This is a genomic window from Reyranella massiliensis 521 (assembly GCF_000312425.1).
In the GTDB taxonomy this organism is placed as follows: Bacteria; Pseudomonadota; Alphaproteobacteria; order Reyranellales; family Reyranellaceae; genus Reyranella; species Reyranella massiliensis.
The window spans coordinates 735,409-751,093 of sequence record NZ_HE997181.1 but is presented as its reverse complement, the minus strand read 5'-3'; the positions used below and the strand labels follow the sequence as shown (position 1 = coordinate 751,093).

Genomic DNA, 15,685 nt, shown 5'->3' with positions numbered 1-15,685 from the left:
GTAATATATTGATATACAATATTATTTGCCGACATACCAGCGGCCATTCCAATACGTTATAGGAAAGACGATGCAGGCCGCTCCCCTCCTCAAGGATCTCGTGCTGGTCGGCGGCGGCCACGCCCATGTCCATGTCCTGAAGAGCTTCGCCATGAAGCCGATGCCGGGCGTGCGGCTGACCTTGATCGGGCGGGACATCGAGACCCCCTATTCCGGCATGATCCCGGGCTTCGTCGCCGGCCACTATTCCTTCGACGAGTGTCATGTCGACCTCGCCCGGCTGGCCGCCTGGACCGGCACGCGACTGATCCACGCCGAGGCGACCGGGATCGACCGGAATAATCGGCAGATCCTGCTCAAGAACCGCCCGCCGGTCGCCTACGATTTTCTCTCCGTCGACGTCGGCTCCTCGCCCAGCGTCGAGGCACTCCCCGGCGCCGCCGACCACGCCACACCCGTCAAACCCATCGCCGAACTTGGCCGCCGCTGGCTGGCCTTCCTCGAACGCGTGAAGGACTGGCAGGGCTCGCTACGCATCGCCGTGATCGGCGGCGGCGCAGGCGGCGTCGAGCTGGCGCTGGCGATCGATCATCGGCTGCGCGCCATCGCGCACCATGCCGCGGTCGCGGTCACCCTCGTCACCAAGGGCGAAATCCTGTCGGGCCAGGCCGTCGCAGCGCGGCGGAAGATTCGGGCGATCTTCCACCAGCGCGGCATCCGCCTGATCGAGAACGTTGCGACCACCCGGCTCGAGGACGGCGCGATCCTTCTGGCGAACGGCGAGCGCGTCGCCGTCGACGAAGCCTTCGTCGTTACCGAAGCGAGCGCCGCCAAATGGTTCGCCGACACCGGCCTCCCTCTCGACCCGCGTGGCTTTTTCGCCGTCGAACCGACGCTGCGCTCGACCGGCGACGAGCGCATCTTCGCCGTTGGAGACTGCGCCAGCGTGGCCGCCCATCCTCGGCCGAAAGCCGGTGTGTTCGCCGTGCGCCAGGGTCCGCCGTTGGCGGACAATCTTCGCCGGGCCCTGCTCGGCCAGCCGCTACAGCCCTTCACGCCACAAAGCCGCTACCTCTCCATCCTGGGCACGGGCGATGGCCGCGCGATCGCAACGCGCAGCGGATGGGCCATCGAAGGGACTTGGGTCTGGCGCTGGAAGGACCATATCGATCGCAAGTGGATGCGCATGTACCGCGAGCCGCCGGCCGGCCCGATGGATATGGCCGCCCGCAACGCACCGCCCGATCCGGCCCTGGCCGATGCCGAGGCCAAACGCCTTCTCGCCGACATCGGCATGCGTTGCGGCGGCTGCGGCGCCAAGGTGGGCGCCAACGTCCTGACGCGCGTGCTGGGTCGGCTCGCCCCGTCGCCCGTGTCCAACGTCACCATCGGCCTCGATGCGCCCGACGATGCCGCGATGATCGACGTCCCGGCCGGTCAGGCGCTGGTGCAGTCCGTCGATTTCTTCCGAACGTTCGTCGACGATCCCTTCGCCTTCGGTGAAGTGGCCGCCGTCCACGCCCTGGGCGATGTCTGGGCGATGGGCGCCAGGCCGCACAGCGCACTGGCGCTCGCGGTCGTACCGGCTGCAGCCGAGCGGCTGATGGAGGAGGATCTCTTCCAGATGCTGTCGGGCGCACGCCGCGTGCTCGATCGTTCCGGCTGTGCGCTCATCGGCGGCCATTCGGGCGAAGGACCGGAAGCGGCACTCGGCTTCTCGGTGAACGGCTTCATCGTCGCCGCCAAAGCCTTGCGCAAGGGTGGACTGCGGCCGGGCGACAAACTGGTCCTCACCAAGAAGCTCGGCACCGGCGTGATCTTCGCGGCGGCCATGCGCGGCGCCGCGCGCGGCCGCTGGATCGCCGACGCCCTCACCTCCATGCGCACGCCCTCGGACGAGGCTGCAGCGGCACTGCTTGCCGCCGGCGCCCATGCCTGCACCGACGTCACGGGCTTCGGTCTTGCCGGCCATCTCGCCGAGATGATCCGCGCCACCGGCCGCGGCGACGACGTCTCAGTCGATCTCCATCTCGATGCCCTCCCGGCCCTCGACGGCGCCGTGGAGCTGTTCGCTCAGGGTCTGGCGAGTTCACTGCAGCCAGAGAATTTGCGCGCGCGTCATCTGATCGACGGGATGGACCGTATGGCCAGCCATGCGAAGCTGCCGCTTCTGTTCGACCCGCAGACGGCCGGCGGCCTGCTCGCAGCCGTTCCGGCCGAAGCTGCAGGAAAGATCGAAGGCGTCGTGATCGGCGAGGTGCGCGCGCGTACCGCGGAACGATCTTTCATTCACTTGGTTTAGGGAGACGAGCCATGGCGCATGCAAAGGCAAGCATCGGCACGACCAACTACGAGACGACCATCGCCACCGGGCACGGCGGTCATCACAAACTCAAGGCCGACGAAGGCGCCGAACTCGGCGGTAAGGATGCAGGTCCCGCGCCCTACGATCTGCTGACGTCGGCATTGGGCGCCTGCACCGTGATCACGCTCCGCATGTATGCCGAGCGCAAGAAGTGGCCGGTCACGGCCGTCCACGCCGACATCCACTTTTCGCGCGACGGCGACAAGCAGCGGATCGACCGTGTGCTCACCATCGAAGGCGCCGTCGACGAGGAACAGAAGAAGCGCATGGCCGATATCGCCGAGCGCACGCCCGTGACCCTCACCCTGAAGACCGGGCTCGAGATCCTGACGAAGCTGGCCTAACGTGGCAGTTCAGCCTTTGCCGCCGCACTTCTTCCACGCCTCGTAGTCGCGCTTGGCCTCGTCGCTGGCGACGGGGAACAGGCCCTTCAGCGAGCGGCCGCGCGCCACCTCGGCCTCGGCGAACTCTTCGTAGTGGTAGGTGTTGAGCGCTTCCTCGGCCACTGCTTCGACGATGCCGGGTGGAATGACGAGGACGGCATCGCGATCGCCCACGATAACGTCGCCGGGATAAACGGCGACCCCGCCACAGGCGATGGGCAGGTTGAGATCGACCGGCCGATGGGCAATCGGGCTCGGCGGCGAGGACGGCCGGCGGTGATAGGCCGGCAGTCCCGTCTTGAACACCCCGTCGGTATCGCGGAAGCCGCCATCGGTGACGATGCCGGCCGCGCCGCGCGCCTTCAGGCGGCCGACATAGAGGTCGCCGGCCGAGGCGGCCCTTGAATCGCCCCGGGAATCGATCATCAGCACATAGCCCGGCGGGCATTCCTCCATGGCCTGTGGCTGGACCAGCGACCGGTTGGTCGAGGTCGGGCCGTCCATGTCCTCGCGCGAGGGAATGAAACGCATGGTGAAAGCCAGACCGACCATGCGCGGTTGTTCTGGGCGCATCGGCCAGACGTCGTAGAGTGTCATGCTGCGCAAGCCCCGGCGGTTCAGGACACCGGTGAGCGTCGACGTGCCCACCTTGGCCAGCGCCTCGCGCAGATCGGATGAAAGCGACGTCATGGCGATCTCTCCCTCGATTTTCCTGCTCTCGATTTCTGGCCGACGTTAGCCGATAATCCCGCGAATGCGCGTCGAAATCCTCTGTACCGGCGACGAGATCCTCACCGGCAAAACCGTCAACACCAACTACAGCCACATCTCCCGGCGGCTCGTCGATGTCGGGCTCGGCGTCCATTGGGGCACCACCGTGGGCGACGATCGGGAGAGCCTGCTGCAGGCCTTCCGCCAGGCCGGCGAGCGCGCCGATGCGGTGATCGTCAATGGCGGGCTGGGCCCCACCGTCGACGACCTCTCGCAGGAAGTAGCGGCACAAGCCGCCGGCGTCGACCTGGTGCTGAGCGACTACTGGCTGCAGCGCATGGAAGAATCCTATGCGCGACGCGGCCGGGTCATGCCGCCCAACAACCGCAAGCAGGCGATGCTGCCGGCCAACGCGGAGTTCATCGACAATCCCATCGGCACGGCCTGCGGCTTTGCCCTGACCATAGGCAAGGCTCGTTTCTTCTTCACGCCGGGCGTACCGCGCGAGATGCGCCGCATGCTCGACGAACAGGTCATCCCGCGCCTGTTGGCACTGAGCGGCATCAAGGGTGTGGCCAGGCTCAAGCGCTTCCACACGTTCGGCATCGGCGAATCGCGCGCCGACCAGATGCTGGGCGACATGGAGGTCTTCAGGGACGGCGGCGGCATCAAGCTCGGCTTCCAGGCGCACTACCCGCAGCTCGAAACCAAGCTCGCCATCCGTGGCGAGGACGAAGCCGATCTGGCGGCCAGGCTTGCGCCCATCGAAGCGGAAGTTCGCCGCCGCCTCGGTAATTTCATCATTGCCGAGGACGAGCAGACGCTCGAAGGGGTGATCCTCGCGAAGTTGCTGGAACGCGGCGCCTCGCTGGCGACAGCGGAAATGTTCACCGGCGGCCATCTCGCGGCGCGCCTCGCCCCGCTCGCCGGCGCCGAACGCGCCTTCCGGCGCGGTCTCGTTGCCCGCGACCTCGGCGAACTCGAAGCGACGGGCGTCACGCCCGAAGCCGCCGCCTCGGCCGCCCGGACCCTGCGCGAGAAGAGCGGCGCCAGCCATGCGCTGGCTGTGCTGATCGATCTCGACGAGGGTGCCGACCGGCCCGATCTCGGCGGCACGATCTGCATTGGCCTCGCCGACGCAGGCGGCACGGTTGCCCGTCAGGCCCGTCTGCTGGGTGGGCGCGACTGGGTACGCGTCGGGGCGACGGAGCTCGGCCTCGATTGCCTGCGCCGCCACCTGCTCGGCCTGCCGGTCGACGAGCGGATCGACTTCGAGCGGCGTTGACGCTCGGTGTAGAGCGTCGGCCGCTCTTGCGCCTGCCGTATCAGACGCAGCCGGCGATCAGCGCAGCTCACACCTTCACGGACGGCCCTTCATTGCCCGAACCTATGGCCTTTGTGTCTGGACGTGAAGGCTGGCGCTTTCTTGCCTGCCCTCGCTCGTCTCAGCGCCGGGGGGGAGAAGAGAGGTTGATCAGCTCGTCCGGTGCATGGAGAAACAGTTCAGGGCAGCCTGCCGGCGCGGCGTTCGGCGGAGGCATGATGCCTCGCGAAGTGATCAGAACGACACCATAGGCCTCACCGTGCGTCGAGAGGCTGGCCAGGCATTCGAGCGTACGCGGCCCTAACCTCACATCCTCCATGTGGAAGGTCTTGTCGTGCAGGGACGGCAAGGAAACCCCGGCTGCAGCGAGCTCGCCATAGACGAGGTCTTTCGCGGTCTCGTTGCCCGACCGCATGATCTCCTCCAGGCGGGTGCCCAGCCCCTTTTTGACGTCGGCGGCCGTAATACCGCGACCAACCTCGCCCAGCAGGAGATTGCGCGCCTCGCGGGCCGTGTATTCGTACATCCGGTCCGACCACCGCACCACCAGTCCCGCGGTTGCATTGCTGCAGAGATTTGCGGCCTGTTCGGCCAAGGTCAATTGCGGACGGGCGAGCCCTACCGGGCAGGCATTCAGCGCGAGGAACTCGCTCACGCTGACGATGTATGTGATGTCTTCCGGCGGGCGCACCAGGGCGCGCGCCAGCAAACCCGGATCTGCGCCCATCTCCGCGGCGTAGGCGATGATCATTGCGGATGCGGCCCGGCCTTCGGCGACACCCCTGGCGCGGCTGCCCGTGGCATCGACCGATCGTTCCCCCTGGCCGGCATAGAAGGCATGAAAGCCCAGTTGCCCGCCGATCTCGAGCCGCCGGCTCGGAACAATTTTGGCTGCGGCGACCGTCGCGCCACCGAGAAAGGCAAGGGCGCAAGCCGACAAGCATTGGGCATTCTTGCGAACGATCGTCGTGACGCTGAATTGCCGGAACAGGCGCCCCATGCGAAGCCCTTCTTCCAGAGCGCCGCCGCGACTGTCGAGTTCGATGGTCGCCAGTTCGCCAGCGTCGCGCCCGACCGGCGCCAATGTCTTCAGAACGTCGCGCAGCCTGTCGCTGTCGCCGGGTTCCAATGGCCCGGTGAGCTTGAGGCGATGCTGGAAGGAATGGACATTTCCGCCGGCACGAGGCAATTCAATCGTCTCGACCACGAGCGTCATGGCCGAGGCGCGGGATGTCGTACTCCAGGTTATCGCGAGTGCGACGACAATGGGGACCACAAGAGAGCCCACGGCGTGCAAGCCTAATGCCGCCGTTGCCGCCAAGCTACGACCTGCATGTGGCTCATGACCTCGACAACACCGGGTACGCCAGCGGTAGCCTGCCGGCAAGCAGTCTCCTGTTCCTGGTCCGCCACCTGTCCCCACAGGTGAACGATGCCGTTGCGCACCACGACATCGAACGCCGCACCCAGCGGCAGGCCGAGCTTGTGAATCGCCGCGACGACGTTCTCGCGTACCGCGTCGCTGCCGGAGGCCGGCGCGGCGTCCTGTCCCGCACCCTGGGGAGGCCCGGGGGAGAGCATGGCTTTGATGAGATCGAGCCTGCTGATGATGCCGACCACGGATCGGCCGCGCACGACCGGAAGATGTTTGACCCGGTGCTTCACCATCAGGTTGGCAACGTCTGCCAGCGTTTCCTCTTCCGTCGCCACGACGACGTTCTTCGTCATGACACTGGAGATCAGTGCAGAAAGCGTCCCGCCAGTCTCACTGGCTCCCCAGGCGCGGCCTGTCAGGCCTTCCGCCGTCTCGTGCCCAAGCACATCGTGCTCGCTCAGGATGCCGACCAGCCCGCCGTCACCATCGGCGACAGGCAATATGCCGACACGGGCATTCACCATCATCCGGGTGGCTTCGAGCAAGGTCGCCGTGACCGCGACCGTCGTCACGTCCGTACTCATGACGTCCCTGGCAAGCATCGGCACGCCCCTCTGCTTCGTCTCCCGCTGTGACCATCGTCATTCCGGCGTGGCCAACGTTCTGTCGTTGCGGAGAATCTAGCCGAGGGCCGAGGCGGCGGCGTTGACAGATATCAAGCACCGGCACGACGCCCGGCATCGGATGGCGCCACCTTGTGCCGGCAGGACTGCCGCTACTCGCCTTTGTTGTCGCGGCGCGCCTGAGCGACTCGGGTGGCCTGCGAAATGCTGCCAACAGCCGAGCCTGGGACGATATCGGCCCCCTTGGGGTTCTCGATGGACCGCGCGCCGGAACCCGCCCGCCGGCCGGCCGTCGGGTGATGGATGCGCGCAGCACGTTTGCGTGCTAGGGCTTCGGCCATGCGCGCGCCCATGGCAGCACGCTTCTCGTCCGCCAGCACGCGATCGAGGCGGGCATTGGCTCGCTTGAGGGCGCGGGCGAACACCTGTTTCTTGGCCGCGATGCCGCGCTCGCTCGACTCGGCCGCGGCGGCCGCTCGTGGTTCGGCTTTGCCGCGTTGCGCACGATGGCGGCGCTCCACCTGACTGCGGAACTTTGCCCGCCGTTCGCGCAGCCAACGCACCAGGTCGACAAGCTCTTCGCGGTTCAATCCGCTCAATGCCGGATAGTGGCTGCGCACCACCGGCTCGTATTCATCGGCAGTAAGAAGGCGACGCTCGTCGGCAATGGAGGTGCTCATGATACCCCTCTATACTTTCGTGCAGGTTGCTCATCCTGATCGTTGAGGCATTCTCCCGGCCCGGAGTTCCACTTACCGAGGAATAGGCCATGCCAACCATTAAGACCCGTGACGGCACCGAAATCTACTACAAGGATTGGGGCAGCGGTCGGCCGATCACTTTCAGTCATGGTTGGCCGCTGACTGCCGATGCCTGGGAAGACCAGATGGTCTTCCTCGCCAGCCACGGCTATCGCGTCATCGCCCACGACCGTCGCGGGCACGGCCGTTCGAGCCAGCCGTGGGATGGCAACGAAATGAATACCTACGCCGACGATCTCGCCGAGCTGTTCGACAAGCTCGACCTCAAGGACGCCGTCATGGTCGGCCACTCCACGGGCGGAGGTGAGGTTGCGCGTTTTATCGGGCGGCATGGCACCAAGCGTGTCGCCAAAGCCGTGCTGGTCGGTGCCGTTCCGCCCCTGATGCTCAAGACCGCCGCCAATCCCGGCGGCTTGCCGATCGACGTGTTCGACGGCATCCGCAAGGGCGTCGCCGACGACCGCTCGCAGTTCTTCAGGGACCTAGCCGTGCCGTTCTATGGTGCCAACCGCGACGGCGCGAAGGTGAGCCAGGGGCAGCGCGATTCCTTTTGGCTGCAAGGCATGATGGGTGGGTTGAAGCCGCTGCTCGACTGCATCAAGGCTTTCTCGGAAACGGATTTCACCGAGGACCTGAAGAAGTTCGACATCCCGACCCTGCTCATTCATGGCGACGACGATCAGATCGTGCCAATCGACGCTTCGGCTCACCAGTCCGTCAAGCTGGTGAGGGGCGCCACGCTCAAGGTCTATCCCAAAGGCAGCCATGGGCTGGCATCGATCCAGAAGGATCAGGTCAACGCCGACTTGCTTGCCTTCATCAAGGGCTAGGATCGGTTCGCTCTGAGATGGCAGCGCCGTCCATCTCTCTCGCGCCAGGCAGCACCGGACTGTAGGCTCCCCGCGGTAAATTTCCCGCGAGGAGCAGAACATGGCCGTCGTCGAAACCGAAACCCACGGACAAATTCTCGTCGTCCGGATGAACCGGCCGGACCGGCTGAATGCGCTCAATCACGAAATGAGAACGGAACTTTCCAAGGTCTGGAACGAGTTCCGCAAGAGCAAAGCGCTCGAAGTCGCCATCTTCACCGGCGCGGGCCGAGGCTTCTGTGCCGGCGAGGACATGAAGGAGTCGTTGAAGGACGGCGCACCGGGTGGTCGGAGACCGGAGATCGAGGACCCGTTCATGTCGGGCAAGCTCGAAAAGCCGGTCATCGCCGCCATCAATGGCTTTGCCATGGGCGGTGGCTTCATGCTGGTCGAGCGGACCGACCTGCGCGTGGCCGTGCGCGAAGCCATCTTCGAGGTCTCCGAGGCCAAGCGCTGGCTGCTCGGCGGCTACAATCACGGCCACATTGCGAACCTTCCCTACCCCGTCGCCATGGAAATGGCGCTGGGCTTCCGCTTCACTGCGCAACGCTTCTACGAAATCGGCTTCGTGAACCGGCTGGTGGATGCGGCAGACCTCATGCCAACCGCGCTCAGCATGGCGGAGCACCTCCTGACCCTGCCGCCGGCCTCGCGGGTCAATACGGTCCATATGATGCGCCAGATGCGGCCTGCGCCCGGGCCGGACATGGAGCGGCTCGCGGCGGCATTGCACGAGCATGGCGCCAAGAGCGACCTGATGGAATCGCGCGCAGCCTTCGCCGAGAAGCGCAAGCCTAACTTCAAGGGTTGGAACGATCCCGAGGATCGCTACCGTCTGCCGACGCTCGACACGGCAAAGTGATTTCGCTCTGTCAGTAGGCGAGGCCTACGCACTGTGCCGGCACGGTGCGTATCAGCTTGCCGCCACTGTCGGCATGGAACACCAGCGCACCGGCCGCCTCGCCGCGCAGGACGCTGATGATGATCGAATCATCTGGAACGATGCCGGTCAGCACCATGAAGCGCTTGCCGGCATGCTGGATGGAGGCGTGGACCACGGGATCACCGTTGTAGGCGACACTGACTTCGCCATTGCGATTGACGATACCGAACCGGACTCCATCGGCAGCAACGCATTGTATCTGACCCGCCGGTCCTTCGAGGCGAGTTCCCTGCTGCGCTGTCGTCCCCGGTCTGGCCATCGGGCCAAGCATGGCCTGTCGCGGAGACACGGACTGGCTGGCCTGCCTGCCCTGGGCGATGACCAGTCGCTCCTGTTCCCGTCGCTTCGCTTCTTCGTCGTCGGGCTGCGACGCAATCGAGACCGGCTGATCTGCGAAATATCTCGAGAGGAGGTATCTCGTCGCGAGGAACCCGCCGACGAGAACAATGGCACCAGCGACCACGGCCAGGCCCGTCTGGCGACCGCCATGGAAGAGGGCAGCGAAATGCTCGAGGCCTCTTCGCAGCCTTGTGGGCGGACCGGGCTCGGCCGGAACAACGACGCGCGCCAGCATCGTTTCGGCCTGCTGCGCCTTTCGATCATAGATCGCGCGGAGGTCCGGATCGGAGAGTGTTTCGTATGCCTCCTTGATCAGCCGGAAGTTCGCCGCTGCGAGTTCTGCGTCGCCGATTGCGACGTCGGGGTGGTAGCGCTTGGCGAGGGCAACGTAGGCTGCACGAATGACCGCCGGGTCGGCCGTTCGGGGCACACCCAAAATCAAATAGTGGTCAACATCGACTCTCATCTCGCCCGAGCTTCCGCCCACGGCTAAGCTCGTGTCAACGCAATGGTTGATTCTCCTGTTTCTCTCGTCGCTCCCTGGCGCATCGGCGTCGACGTGGGCGGTACCTTCACCGACATGGTCCTGCGCGATGCCGCCGGCGCCGTGCGAATCTACAAAGCTCCGTCGGTTCCGGCCGACCCGAGCGAAGGCGTGCTGGGCGTGCTGCGGCTCGCCGCGCAGCAGCTCGACCTGCCCCTTTCCGCCCTGCTGCGTGACTGCGCGCTGTTCGTGCACGGCTCGACGGTGGCTACCAACACCATCCTCGAGAAGAAGGGTGCCAAGGTCGGCCTGCTGACGACCGACGGCTTTCGCGACTCGCTCGAAATCCGCCGCGGCATCCGCGAGAACCAGTGGGATCACCGCGCGCCCTTTCCGCAGGTCCTGGCGCCGCGCTATCTCCGCCTGCCTGTCCGGGGTCGCATTGGGGCCGACGGTCGCGAGCTGCAGCCGGTCGTCGCTGAAGATGTCGACAAGGCCGCCGAGATATTCGCGGCCGAGGGCGTCGAGTCCGTGGCGGTCTGCCTGTTCAACAGCTTTCTCGACGGCAGCCACGAGCGGCGGGTCGGCGGCCAGCTCGCGAAGAGCTGGAACGGTCGGTGGGTCTCCCTGTCGAGCGATGTCATGCCCACCATGGGCGAGTACGAACGCAGCTCGACTGCCGTGGTCAATGCCTATGTGGCTCCCAAGGTCACGAGCTATCTCAAATCGCTCGACGAGCAACTGCGCCAGCTCGGCCTGCCGCGCTCCCTGCTGATGTTGCAGAGCAACGGTGGCGCCGTTTCCGTCGACCAGGTGGCCACGCGCCCTGTGATGCTGGTCCTGTCCGGTCCGGCGGCTGGCGTCGGCGCACTCAAGGGCTGCGCGGCACCCGGCGAGAAGGCCAATCTGATCTCCATGGAGATCGGCGGCACGAGCTGCGATGTCATGGTGATGGCGCGCGGCGACGTGCCCGTGGCCGATGAACTGGTGATCGACGGCTATCATCTCACCACGCCGTCAGTGGAAATCCATACGGTCGGCGCCGGTGGCGGCACCGTTGCCTGGGTGGACGATGCCGGTCTCCTGCATGTCGGCCCGCAAGGCGCCGGTGCCCGGCCCGGCCCTGCCGCCTACGGGCTGGGCGGCGAGAACCCCACCGTCACCGACGCACAGCTCGTGCTCGGACGCCTGCGCCCCGGTCCACTGGCCGGCGGCGCCGTCAATCTCGATAGCGCGCTCGCGCATCGCGCAATCGAAACCAAGCTGGCCAAGCCGCTCGGCCTCTCGGTCGAGGATGCGGCCGCCGGGATGATCCGCCTGCTCGAACAAAATCTCCTGCATGCGGTCGAGCGGCTTAGCATCGAGCGCGGCCACAATCCGTCGACATTCACGCTGGTCGCTGCCGGCGGCGCGGGACCGATGCACGGCTCGTCCGTGGCGCGCGCGCTGGGTTGCCGGCGCGCCCTGCTCCCGCGTGCTGCCGGTGCGTTCTGCGCCATGGGCATGCTGCAGTCGGATGTTCGCCAGGATTATCTGCAGGTGTTCCTGGCCGATCTCGACAAGGTCGAACCCGCCGCGCTCGAAGCAGGCTTCGCCGAGATCGAGGCTCGCGCTCGCGAAGCGCTCCTGCGCGATGGCTTCGAGGGCGAAGCGGCCGCGACCGAGCGACAGGTCGATCTCCGCTACGATGGCCAACAATGGCCGGTACGCGTCTCCATCGGCTCCTCGGGTTTCGACGCTGCTGCCGCGCGCCGAACCTTCGAAGCCGAGCATCAGCGTCTGTTCGGCCATATCCAGCCGGGTGGCCGCATCGACATCACCGCCCTGCGCATCGTCGGCCGCGGCCGGCTCGACTGGACTCCGGCAGCAGCGCGTTCGCCGCAGTCGGCGCCGCCGAAGCCTCGCGAGACGCGCAAAGTCTGGATCGACCCGACACATGGCTGGCGCGAGGTGCCGGTCTATGACGGCGACGACCTGCGACCGGGCTGCAGCCTCGCCGGCCCTCTGCTGATCGAGGAGCGCACGACGACCGCCTTCGTCGGTCCACGCGATCTGCTCGAAGTCGACGAGCGCGACGACTTCCTGGTTCACATCGACGCCCAGGCCACAGCAAGAGAGGCCGCCCAATGAGCCCTGCCCTCGATCCTGTCACGCTTGCTCTGGTGCAGAACCGGCTCGATCACATCTCGCATCAGATGGGCTGGGTGATGACGCGCACGGCGCGGTCTCCCATCTTCAGCCAGAGCCACGACTTCTCCTGCTTCCTGGCCGATGCACGCGGCACCTTGATCAGCCAGGCCGACGGCATCCCGATTCACACGGGCGGTGGCGGCTTTGCCGTGCGCGCCGTCCTGCGCGACTTCAAGGACGCTATCGCGCCGGAAGACGTCTTCCTGCTGAACGATCCCTACACGGCCGGCGGCAATCACCTGCCGGACTGGGTGATCGCTCGGCCGGTCTTCGTGGGCACAAAGTTGGTCGCCTTCGCCTGCAACCGCGCGCATCAGGCCGATATCGGCGGCGGTGCGGCCGGCACCTACAATTCCGCCGCGACCGAAATCTTCCACGAAGGCATTCGCCTTCCGGTCTTGAAACTGATCGAAGGCGGCCGAACGCGCGACGACCTGTGGCGGCTCCTGATGCTCAACACCCGCCTGCCCGAAGCGCTCGACGGCGACCTGCGCGCCATGATCGGCTCGACGCGCATCGGCGCGGAGCGGCTGATCCAGCTCGTCGAGGAGCTGGGCGTCGAGCGCGCCGACGATTTCTTCGAAGGCGTGCTGGCCCATGCCGATCGCCGCTTCCGCACCTGCATCGACCGCCTGGCCGAAGGCGTGTGGCGCGGTGAGGAACCCGTCGACAACGACTGCTTCGAACCGATAGACGCCAAGATCGTCGTGACGATCACGGTGAAGGACCGGCGGCTGGTCGTCGACTTCGCCGGCACCTCGCCGCAGATTCGCGGCTTCAAGAACAGCTCGATCGCCAATTCGACGTCGGCCGTGTTCATGTCGCTGGCGTCATTCTTCGAGCCCGACCTGCCCAAGAACGAAGGCGCTTTCCGCAGCGTCGAGATCCGCCTGCCCGAAGGCACCTTGGTGAACGCCCGCGCACCCGCCCCTATGACGATGAACACGGTGTTCGTAGCGCACGAGATCATCCACGCCATGTGGAAGGCCCTCGGCCAGGCGCTGCCGGAGCGCGCCTCTGCCGGCTGGTCAAAGGCTGTGCATGCGGTGACGGCGGGCCTGAAGGACGATGGCGGACGTTACGTGATGTACCAATGGGCGGGTGCGCCGGCCGGTGGCGGTGTCGAAGGCCGCGACGGCTTCCACCTCATCGGCCATCTCATCACCCTGGGCGGTCTCACCCTGCCCAACCTGGAGACCTACGAGCAGCTCTATCCGGTGCGCTTCCATCGCCAGGAGCTGCGTTGCGACACTGCCGGCGCTGGTCGTTTCCGCGGCGGCGCCGGCTGCGACTACGAAGTCGAGATGTTCACGCCGGCCGACTATGCGTTCCGCGGCGAAGGCGTCGGCGCGCCGTCGAGCTTCGGGGCCGCGGGTGGACGTGCCGGAGCCGGCGGCGAGGTCATCCTCACCCTGGCCGATGGAAGCCACGTCCAGGCACCGAAGTATGGCGTCCAGCGCCATGGTGCCGGCACCTACCGCGCCCTCTCACCCGGTGGCGGCGGCTATGGCGATCCGAAGACGCGCGCGCCGGAGCGGGTCCTGCGCGATGTCCGCGACGGCGTGGTGAGCCGTGCCAGCGCCGAGCGCGACTACGGCGTCGCCATCACCGGCGACGGCCGTAGCATCGACGCGGCGCGAACCGCGGAACTCAGGCGTTAGGCCTTACCCAGGAAGCGGTTCAGCACGTTGCGGGTGACCTGCTCGGTGGTGAAGTCGCCACGAGCGAGGCCGGTCAGCCATTCGCAGCTTCCGGCGCAGAAAACCTCGCCCTTGCCCTTGGCCATCGAGACGATCACGCCCGAGCCGTAGCGTTGCGGGTCCGGGCCTTCGGGCGGCGTCGGGCCGGGCGTCGTGCGGGTGCTGGAGTTCGTCTTGCCGTTGCCGAGATAGTAGCGGAAGCCCTCGTAGTCGTGCTCCTCCTCAACGCGGACGGCGGGCGACAGAGCGAGAATCTCGATCGATGTCGGGGCGCCATCCTCACCTGTCGGATACGGCAGGCCCTTGCGGAAGGTGTAATCGAGGCCGTCGACCTCGTAGGCGAAGATGCCGGCCTCGTCGCCGATCACGTCACCGTAATAGGTGTCGGCGCCCGCGAAGGCCCAGTGGTTCGGCCGGTAGACCGTGAAGCCGCGGCTGCCGCGCGGCGACAGTCCGCCCCAGGAGGCATAGACGCCCTGCAGGCCGTTCACACCCATCGTGGTGGCGCCGGGCCAGTTGATGTCGGGATTCTCCCAGGCCGTGGTCAGCAGATGCGCCTTGTCGGTGCCGCGCACCGGATCCTCGGCCTGCGCCCGCGCCTTGTAGCAGACCTGCCGCTTGCCCTCGTCCTCGAGCCGGACCTGCCAGAGGAAGTTGCCGGCGAAGCGCGCGAGGTTGCCGCCGGCTTCGACGAAGGCATCGACATGGTTGCGCATCTCGCGCGTCCAGTATTCGTCGTGTCCCACGATCACGGCGGCCTTGTAGCGATTCAGGATCTCCGGCCGGTAGTGCAGGTCCGTCTGGGTGATCATGTCGAAGGCGTAGCCCTGGCGCTCCGCCCATACGACGAAGTGCCGGTCGAACTGCGCCCAGCCCGCCGAAGCGAAGAACTGCGCGAAGCCGTTGGTGAAGGCCCACTCCTTGGTGGTGTAACGCGGCGCATCGAGCGGCCGGCGCTTCGGGATATCGCACAGACGCGGCGCGCCGGGCGGCAGCCAGACGAGACCGCGGGTCCAGGGGCGCTCGATGCTGAGATCGGGCGAGAATTGCGCACCGTTCTCGCCATCGATTCCGTCGTAGGAGTTGGCACCGCCCCAGTCGTTGTAAGCGAGCCAGGTCGAGGTCGGCAGGATCAGCAGGAAGCGCCCCTCGGGCTTCGGATTGCTGGGCGTCACCACGAAGAAGTGGTGCTGCACGAACTTCGAATCGTTGCCACGGTCGCAGGTCGACACGACACGATAGAAGCCCGAGGCGATGTCGCCCGGCAGGCGCCAGCGATGACCGACCGGCCAGCCGCAGCCCTTGCGGTAGGCCTGCTTCGGCGCCGTATGAAAGTGGCCTTCGAGGTCGCGTGCTTCATGGACCAGCACCGGCTCGTTGCCGTCGCGATAGACCTGCAGGGTCCAGCGCGGCGCCGTGGCGCTGGTATGGAAGCTGACCTCGCTGCCCGGCGCATAGGACATCGCGTCGGTGTAGGTGTAGACCTCAGGCGACTGCGGATCTTCGCGCGGCATCTCGTACCAGTGCGAGAGATGCCAATTGTTGTCGACGTGCATGGCTACCGACGGACGCGGCCGGATGTTCATGCGGCCGAATTCCGGCCGCCACGACCTCTGAT

General features: G+C 66.4%; 13 protein-coding genes and 1 pseudogene. 7 read left to right on the top strand and 7 right to left on the bottom strand.

Annotation, left to right across the window (positions count from 1 at the left end; genetic code table 11):
* The first annotated feature begins 70 nt into the window (after positions 1 to 70).
* Positions 71 to 2,302 carry a selenide, water dikinase SelD gene (gene selD / locus BN60_RS03630; RefSeq protein WP_020694630.1) on the top strand — a complete coding sequence of 744 codons (2,232 nt, stop codon included), beginning with the start codon at positions 71 to 73 and terminating at the stop codon, positions 2,300 to 2,302.
* Positions 2,303 to 2,313: 11 nt separating this feature from the next.
* A complete protein-coding gene (locus BN60_RS03625; protein ID WP_020694629.1) occupies positions 2,314 to 2,709 on the top strand; it encodes an OsmC family protein in 396 nt (131 codons plus the stop codon).
* Between the two features lie 9 nt (positions 2,710 to 2,718).
* On the opposite strand, the gene BN60_RS03620 is transcribed toward BN60_RS03625, so the two are convergent.
* Positions 2,719 to 3,438 carry a ribonuclease activity regulator RraA gene (locus BN60_RS03620; protein ID WP_020694628.1) on the bottom strand — a complete coding sequence of 240 codons (720 nt, stop codon included), beginning with the start codon at positions 3,436 to 3,438 and terminating at the stop codon, positions 2,719 to 2,721.
* Positions 3,439 to 3,502: 64 nt separating this feature from the next.
* Between BN60_RS03620 and BN60_RS03615 the strand changes: the two genes are divergently transcribed.
* Positions 3,503 to 4,744, top strand: a complete 1,242-nt coding sequence (locus BN60_RS03615) for a CinA family nicotinamide mononucleotide deamidase-related protein (protein WP_020694627.1) — start codon at positions 3,503 to 3,505, stop codon at positions 4,742 to 4,744.
* A 160-nt stretch (positions 4,745 to 4,904) separates the two neighbouring features.
* Here the strand turns inward: BN60_RS03615 and BN60_RS03610 are convergent, their stop codons facing one another.
* From BN60_RS03610 to BN60_RS03600, 3 genes are all read right to left on the bottom strand, one after another.
* Positions 4,905 to 5,999, bottom strand: a complete 1,095-nt coding sequence (locus BN60_RS03610; protein ID WP_020694626.1) for a COG3904 family protein — start codon at positions 5,997 to 5,999, stop codon at positions 4,905 to 4,907.
* Between the two features lie 83 nt (positions 6,000 to 6,082).
* Positions 6,083 to 6,760 (bottom strand): CBS domain-containing protein, encoded by a 678-nt coding sequence (locus BN60_RS03605; RefSeq protein ID WP_020694625.1) that lies wholly within the window; start codon positions 6,758 to 6,760, stop codon positions 6,083 to 6,085.
* 173 nt (positions 6,761 to 6,933) lie between these two features.
* On the bottom strand, positions 6,934 to 7,461 hold the full coding sequence (locus tag BN60_RS03600) for a hypothetical protein (protein WP_020694624.1): 528 nt from the start codon (positions 7,459 to 7,461) through the stop codon (positions 6,934 to 6,936).
* An 89-nt stretch (positions 7,462 to 7,550) separates the two neighbouring features.
* On the opposite strand from BN60_RS03600, the gene BN60_RS03595 reads away from it, so the two are divergent.
* The gene (locus BN60_RS03595; RefSeq protein WP_020694623.1) at positions 7,551 to 8,372 is read left to right on the top strand and encodes an alpha/beta fold hydrolase; all 822 of its coding nucleotides are present in this window, start codon (positions 7,551 to 7,553) and stop codon (positions 8,370 to 8,372) included.
* A gap of 100 nt (positions 8,373 to 8,472) precedes the next feature.
* Complete coding sequence (locus BN60_RS03590) at positions 8,473 to 9,273, top strand: enoyl-CoA hydratase/isomerase family protein (RefSeq protein ID WP_020694622.1); 801 nt, start codon at positions 8,473 to 8,475, stop codon at positions 9,271 to 9,273.
* Positions 9,274 to 9,283: 10 nt separating this feature from the next.
* Here the strand turns inward: BN60_RS03590 and BN60_RS31395 are convergent, their stop codons facing one another.
* A complete protein-coding gene (locus tag BN60_RS31395) occupies positions 9,284 to 9,469 on the bottom strand; it encodes a hypothetical protein (RefSeq protein WP_245539807.1) in 186 nt (61 codons plus the stop codon).
* Between the two features lie 543 nt (positions 9,470 to 10,012).
* Positions 10,013 to 10,159 (bottom strand): annotated as a pseudogene (locus BN60_RS31775) (J domain-containing protein); the annotation flags it as partial.
* A gap of 42 nt (positions 10,160 to 10,201) precedes the next feature.
* Here BN60_RS31775 and BN60_RS03580 point away from each other — a divergent pair.
* On the top strand, positions 10,202 to 12,307 hold the full coding sequence (locus BN60_RS03580; protein WP_020694620.1) for a hydantoinase/oxoprolinase family protein: 2,106 nt from the start codon (positions 10,202 to 10,204) through the stop codon (positions 12,305 to 12,307).
* Positions 12,304 to 14,028, top strand: coding sequence for a hydantoinase B/oxoprolinase family protein (locus BN60_RS03575; RefSeq protein ID WP_020694619.1), 1,725 nt, complete (start codon positions 12,304 to 12,306; stop codon positions 14,026 to 14,028). The genes BN60_RS03580 and BN60_RS03575 overlap by 4 nt, the downstream gene beginning before the upstream one ends.
* Here BN60_RS03575 and BN60_RS03570 read toward each other — a convergent pair.
* Positions 14,025 to 15,653 (bottom strand): N,N-dimethylformamidase beta subunit family domain-containing protein, encoded by a 1,629-nt coding sequence (locus tag BN60_RS03570; RefSeq protein ID WP_020694618.1) that lies wholly within the window; start codon positions 15,651 to 15,653, stop codon positions 14,025 to 14,027. The genes BN60_RS03575 and BN60_RS03570 overlap by 4 nt on opposite strands.
* Positions 15,654 to 15,685 lie beyond the last annotated feature (32 nt).

Bases quoted from the DNA above. Each gene is read 5' to 3' on its own strand.
- selD (WP_020694630.1), top strand. From the start codon at position 71: ATGCAGGCCGCTCCCCTCCTCAAGGATCTCGTGCTGGTCGGCGGCGGC.
- BN60_RS03625 (WP_020694629.1), top strand. From the start codon at position 2,314: ATGGCGCATGCAAAGGCAAGCATCGGCACGACCAACTACGAGACGACC.
- BN60_RS03620 (WP_020694628.1), bottom strand. From the start codon at position 3,438: ATGACGTCGCTTTCATCCGATCTGCGCGAGGCGCTGGCCAAGGTGGGC.
- BN60_RS03615 (WP_020694627.1), top strand. From the start codon at position 3,503: ATGCGCGTCGAAATCCTCTGTACCGGCGACGAGATCCTCACCGGCAAA.
- BN60_RS03610 (WP_020694626.1), bottom strand. From the start codon at position 5,999: ATGACGCTCGTGGTCGAGACGATTGAATTGCCTCGTGCCGGCGGAAAT.
- BN60_RS03605 (WP_020694625.1), bottom strand. From the start codon at position 6,760: ATGCTTGCCAGGGACGTCATGAGTACGGACGTGACGACGGTCGCGGTC.
- BN60_RS03600 (WP_020694624.1), bottom strand. From the start codon at position 7,461: ATGAGCACCTCCATTGCCGACGAGCGTCGCCTTCTTACTGCCGATGAA.
- BN60_RS03595 (WP_020694623.1), top strand. From the start codon at position 7,551: ATGCCAACCATTAAGACCCGTGACGGCACCGAAATCTACTACAAGGAT.
- BN60_RS03590 (WP_020694622.1), top strand. From the start codon at position 8,473: ATGGCCGTCGTCGAAACCGAAACCCACGGACAAATTCTCGTCGTCCGG.
- BN60_RS03580 (WP_020694620.1), top strand. From the start codon at position 10,202: ATGGTTGATTCTCCTGTTTCTCTCGTCGCTCCCTGGCGCATCGGCGTC.
- BN60_RS03575 (WP_020694619.1), top strand. From the start codon at position 12,304: ATGAGCCCTGCCCTCGATCCTGTCACGCTTGCTCTGGTGCAGAACCGG.
- BN60_RS03570 (WP_020694618.1), bottom strand. From the start codon at position 15,653: ATGAACATCCGGCCGCGTCCGTCGGTAGCCATGCACGTCGACAACAAT.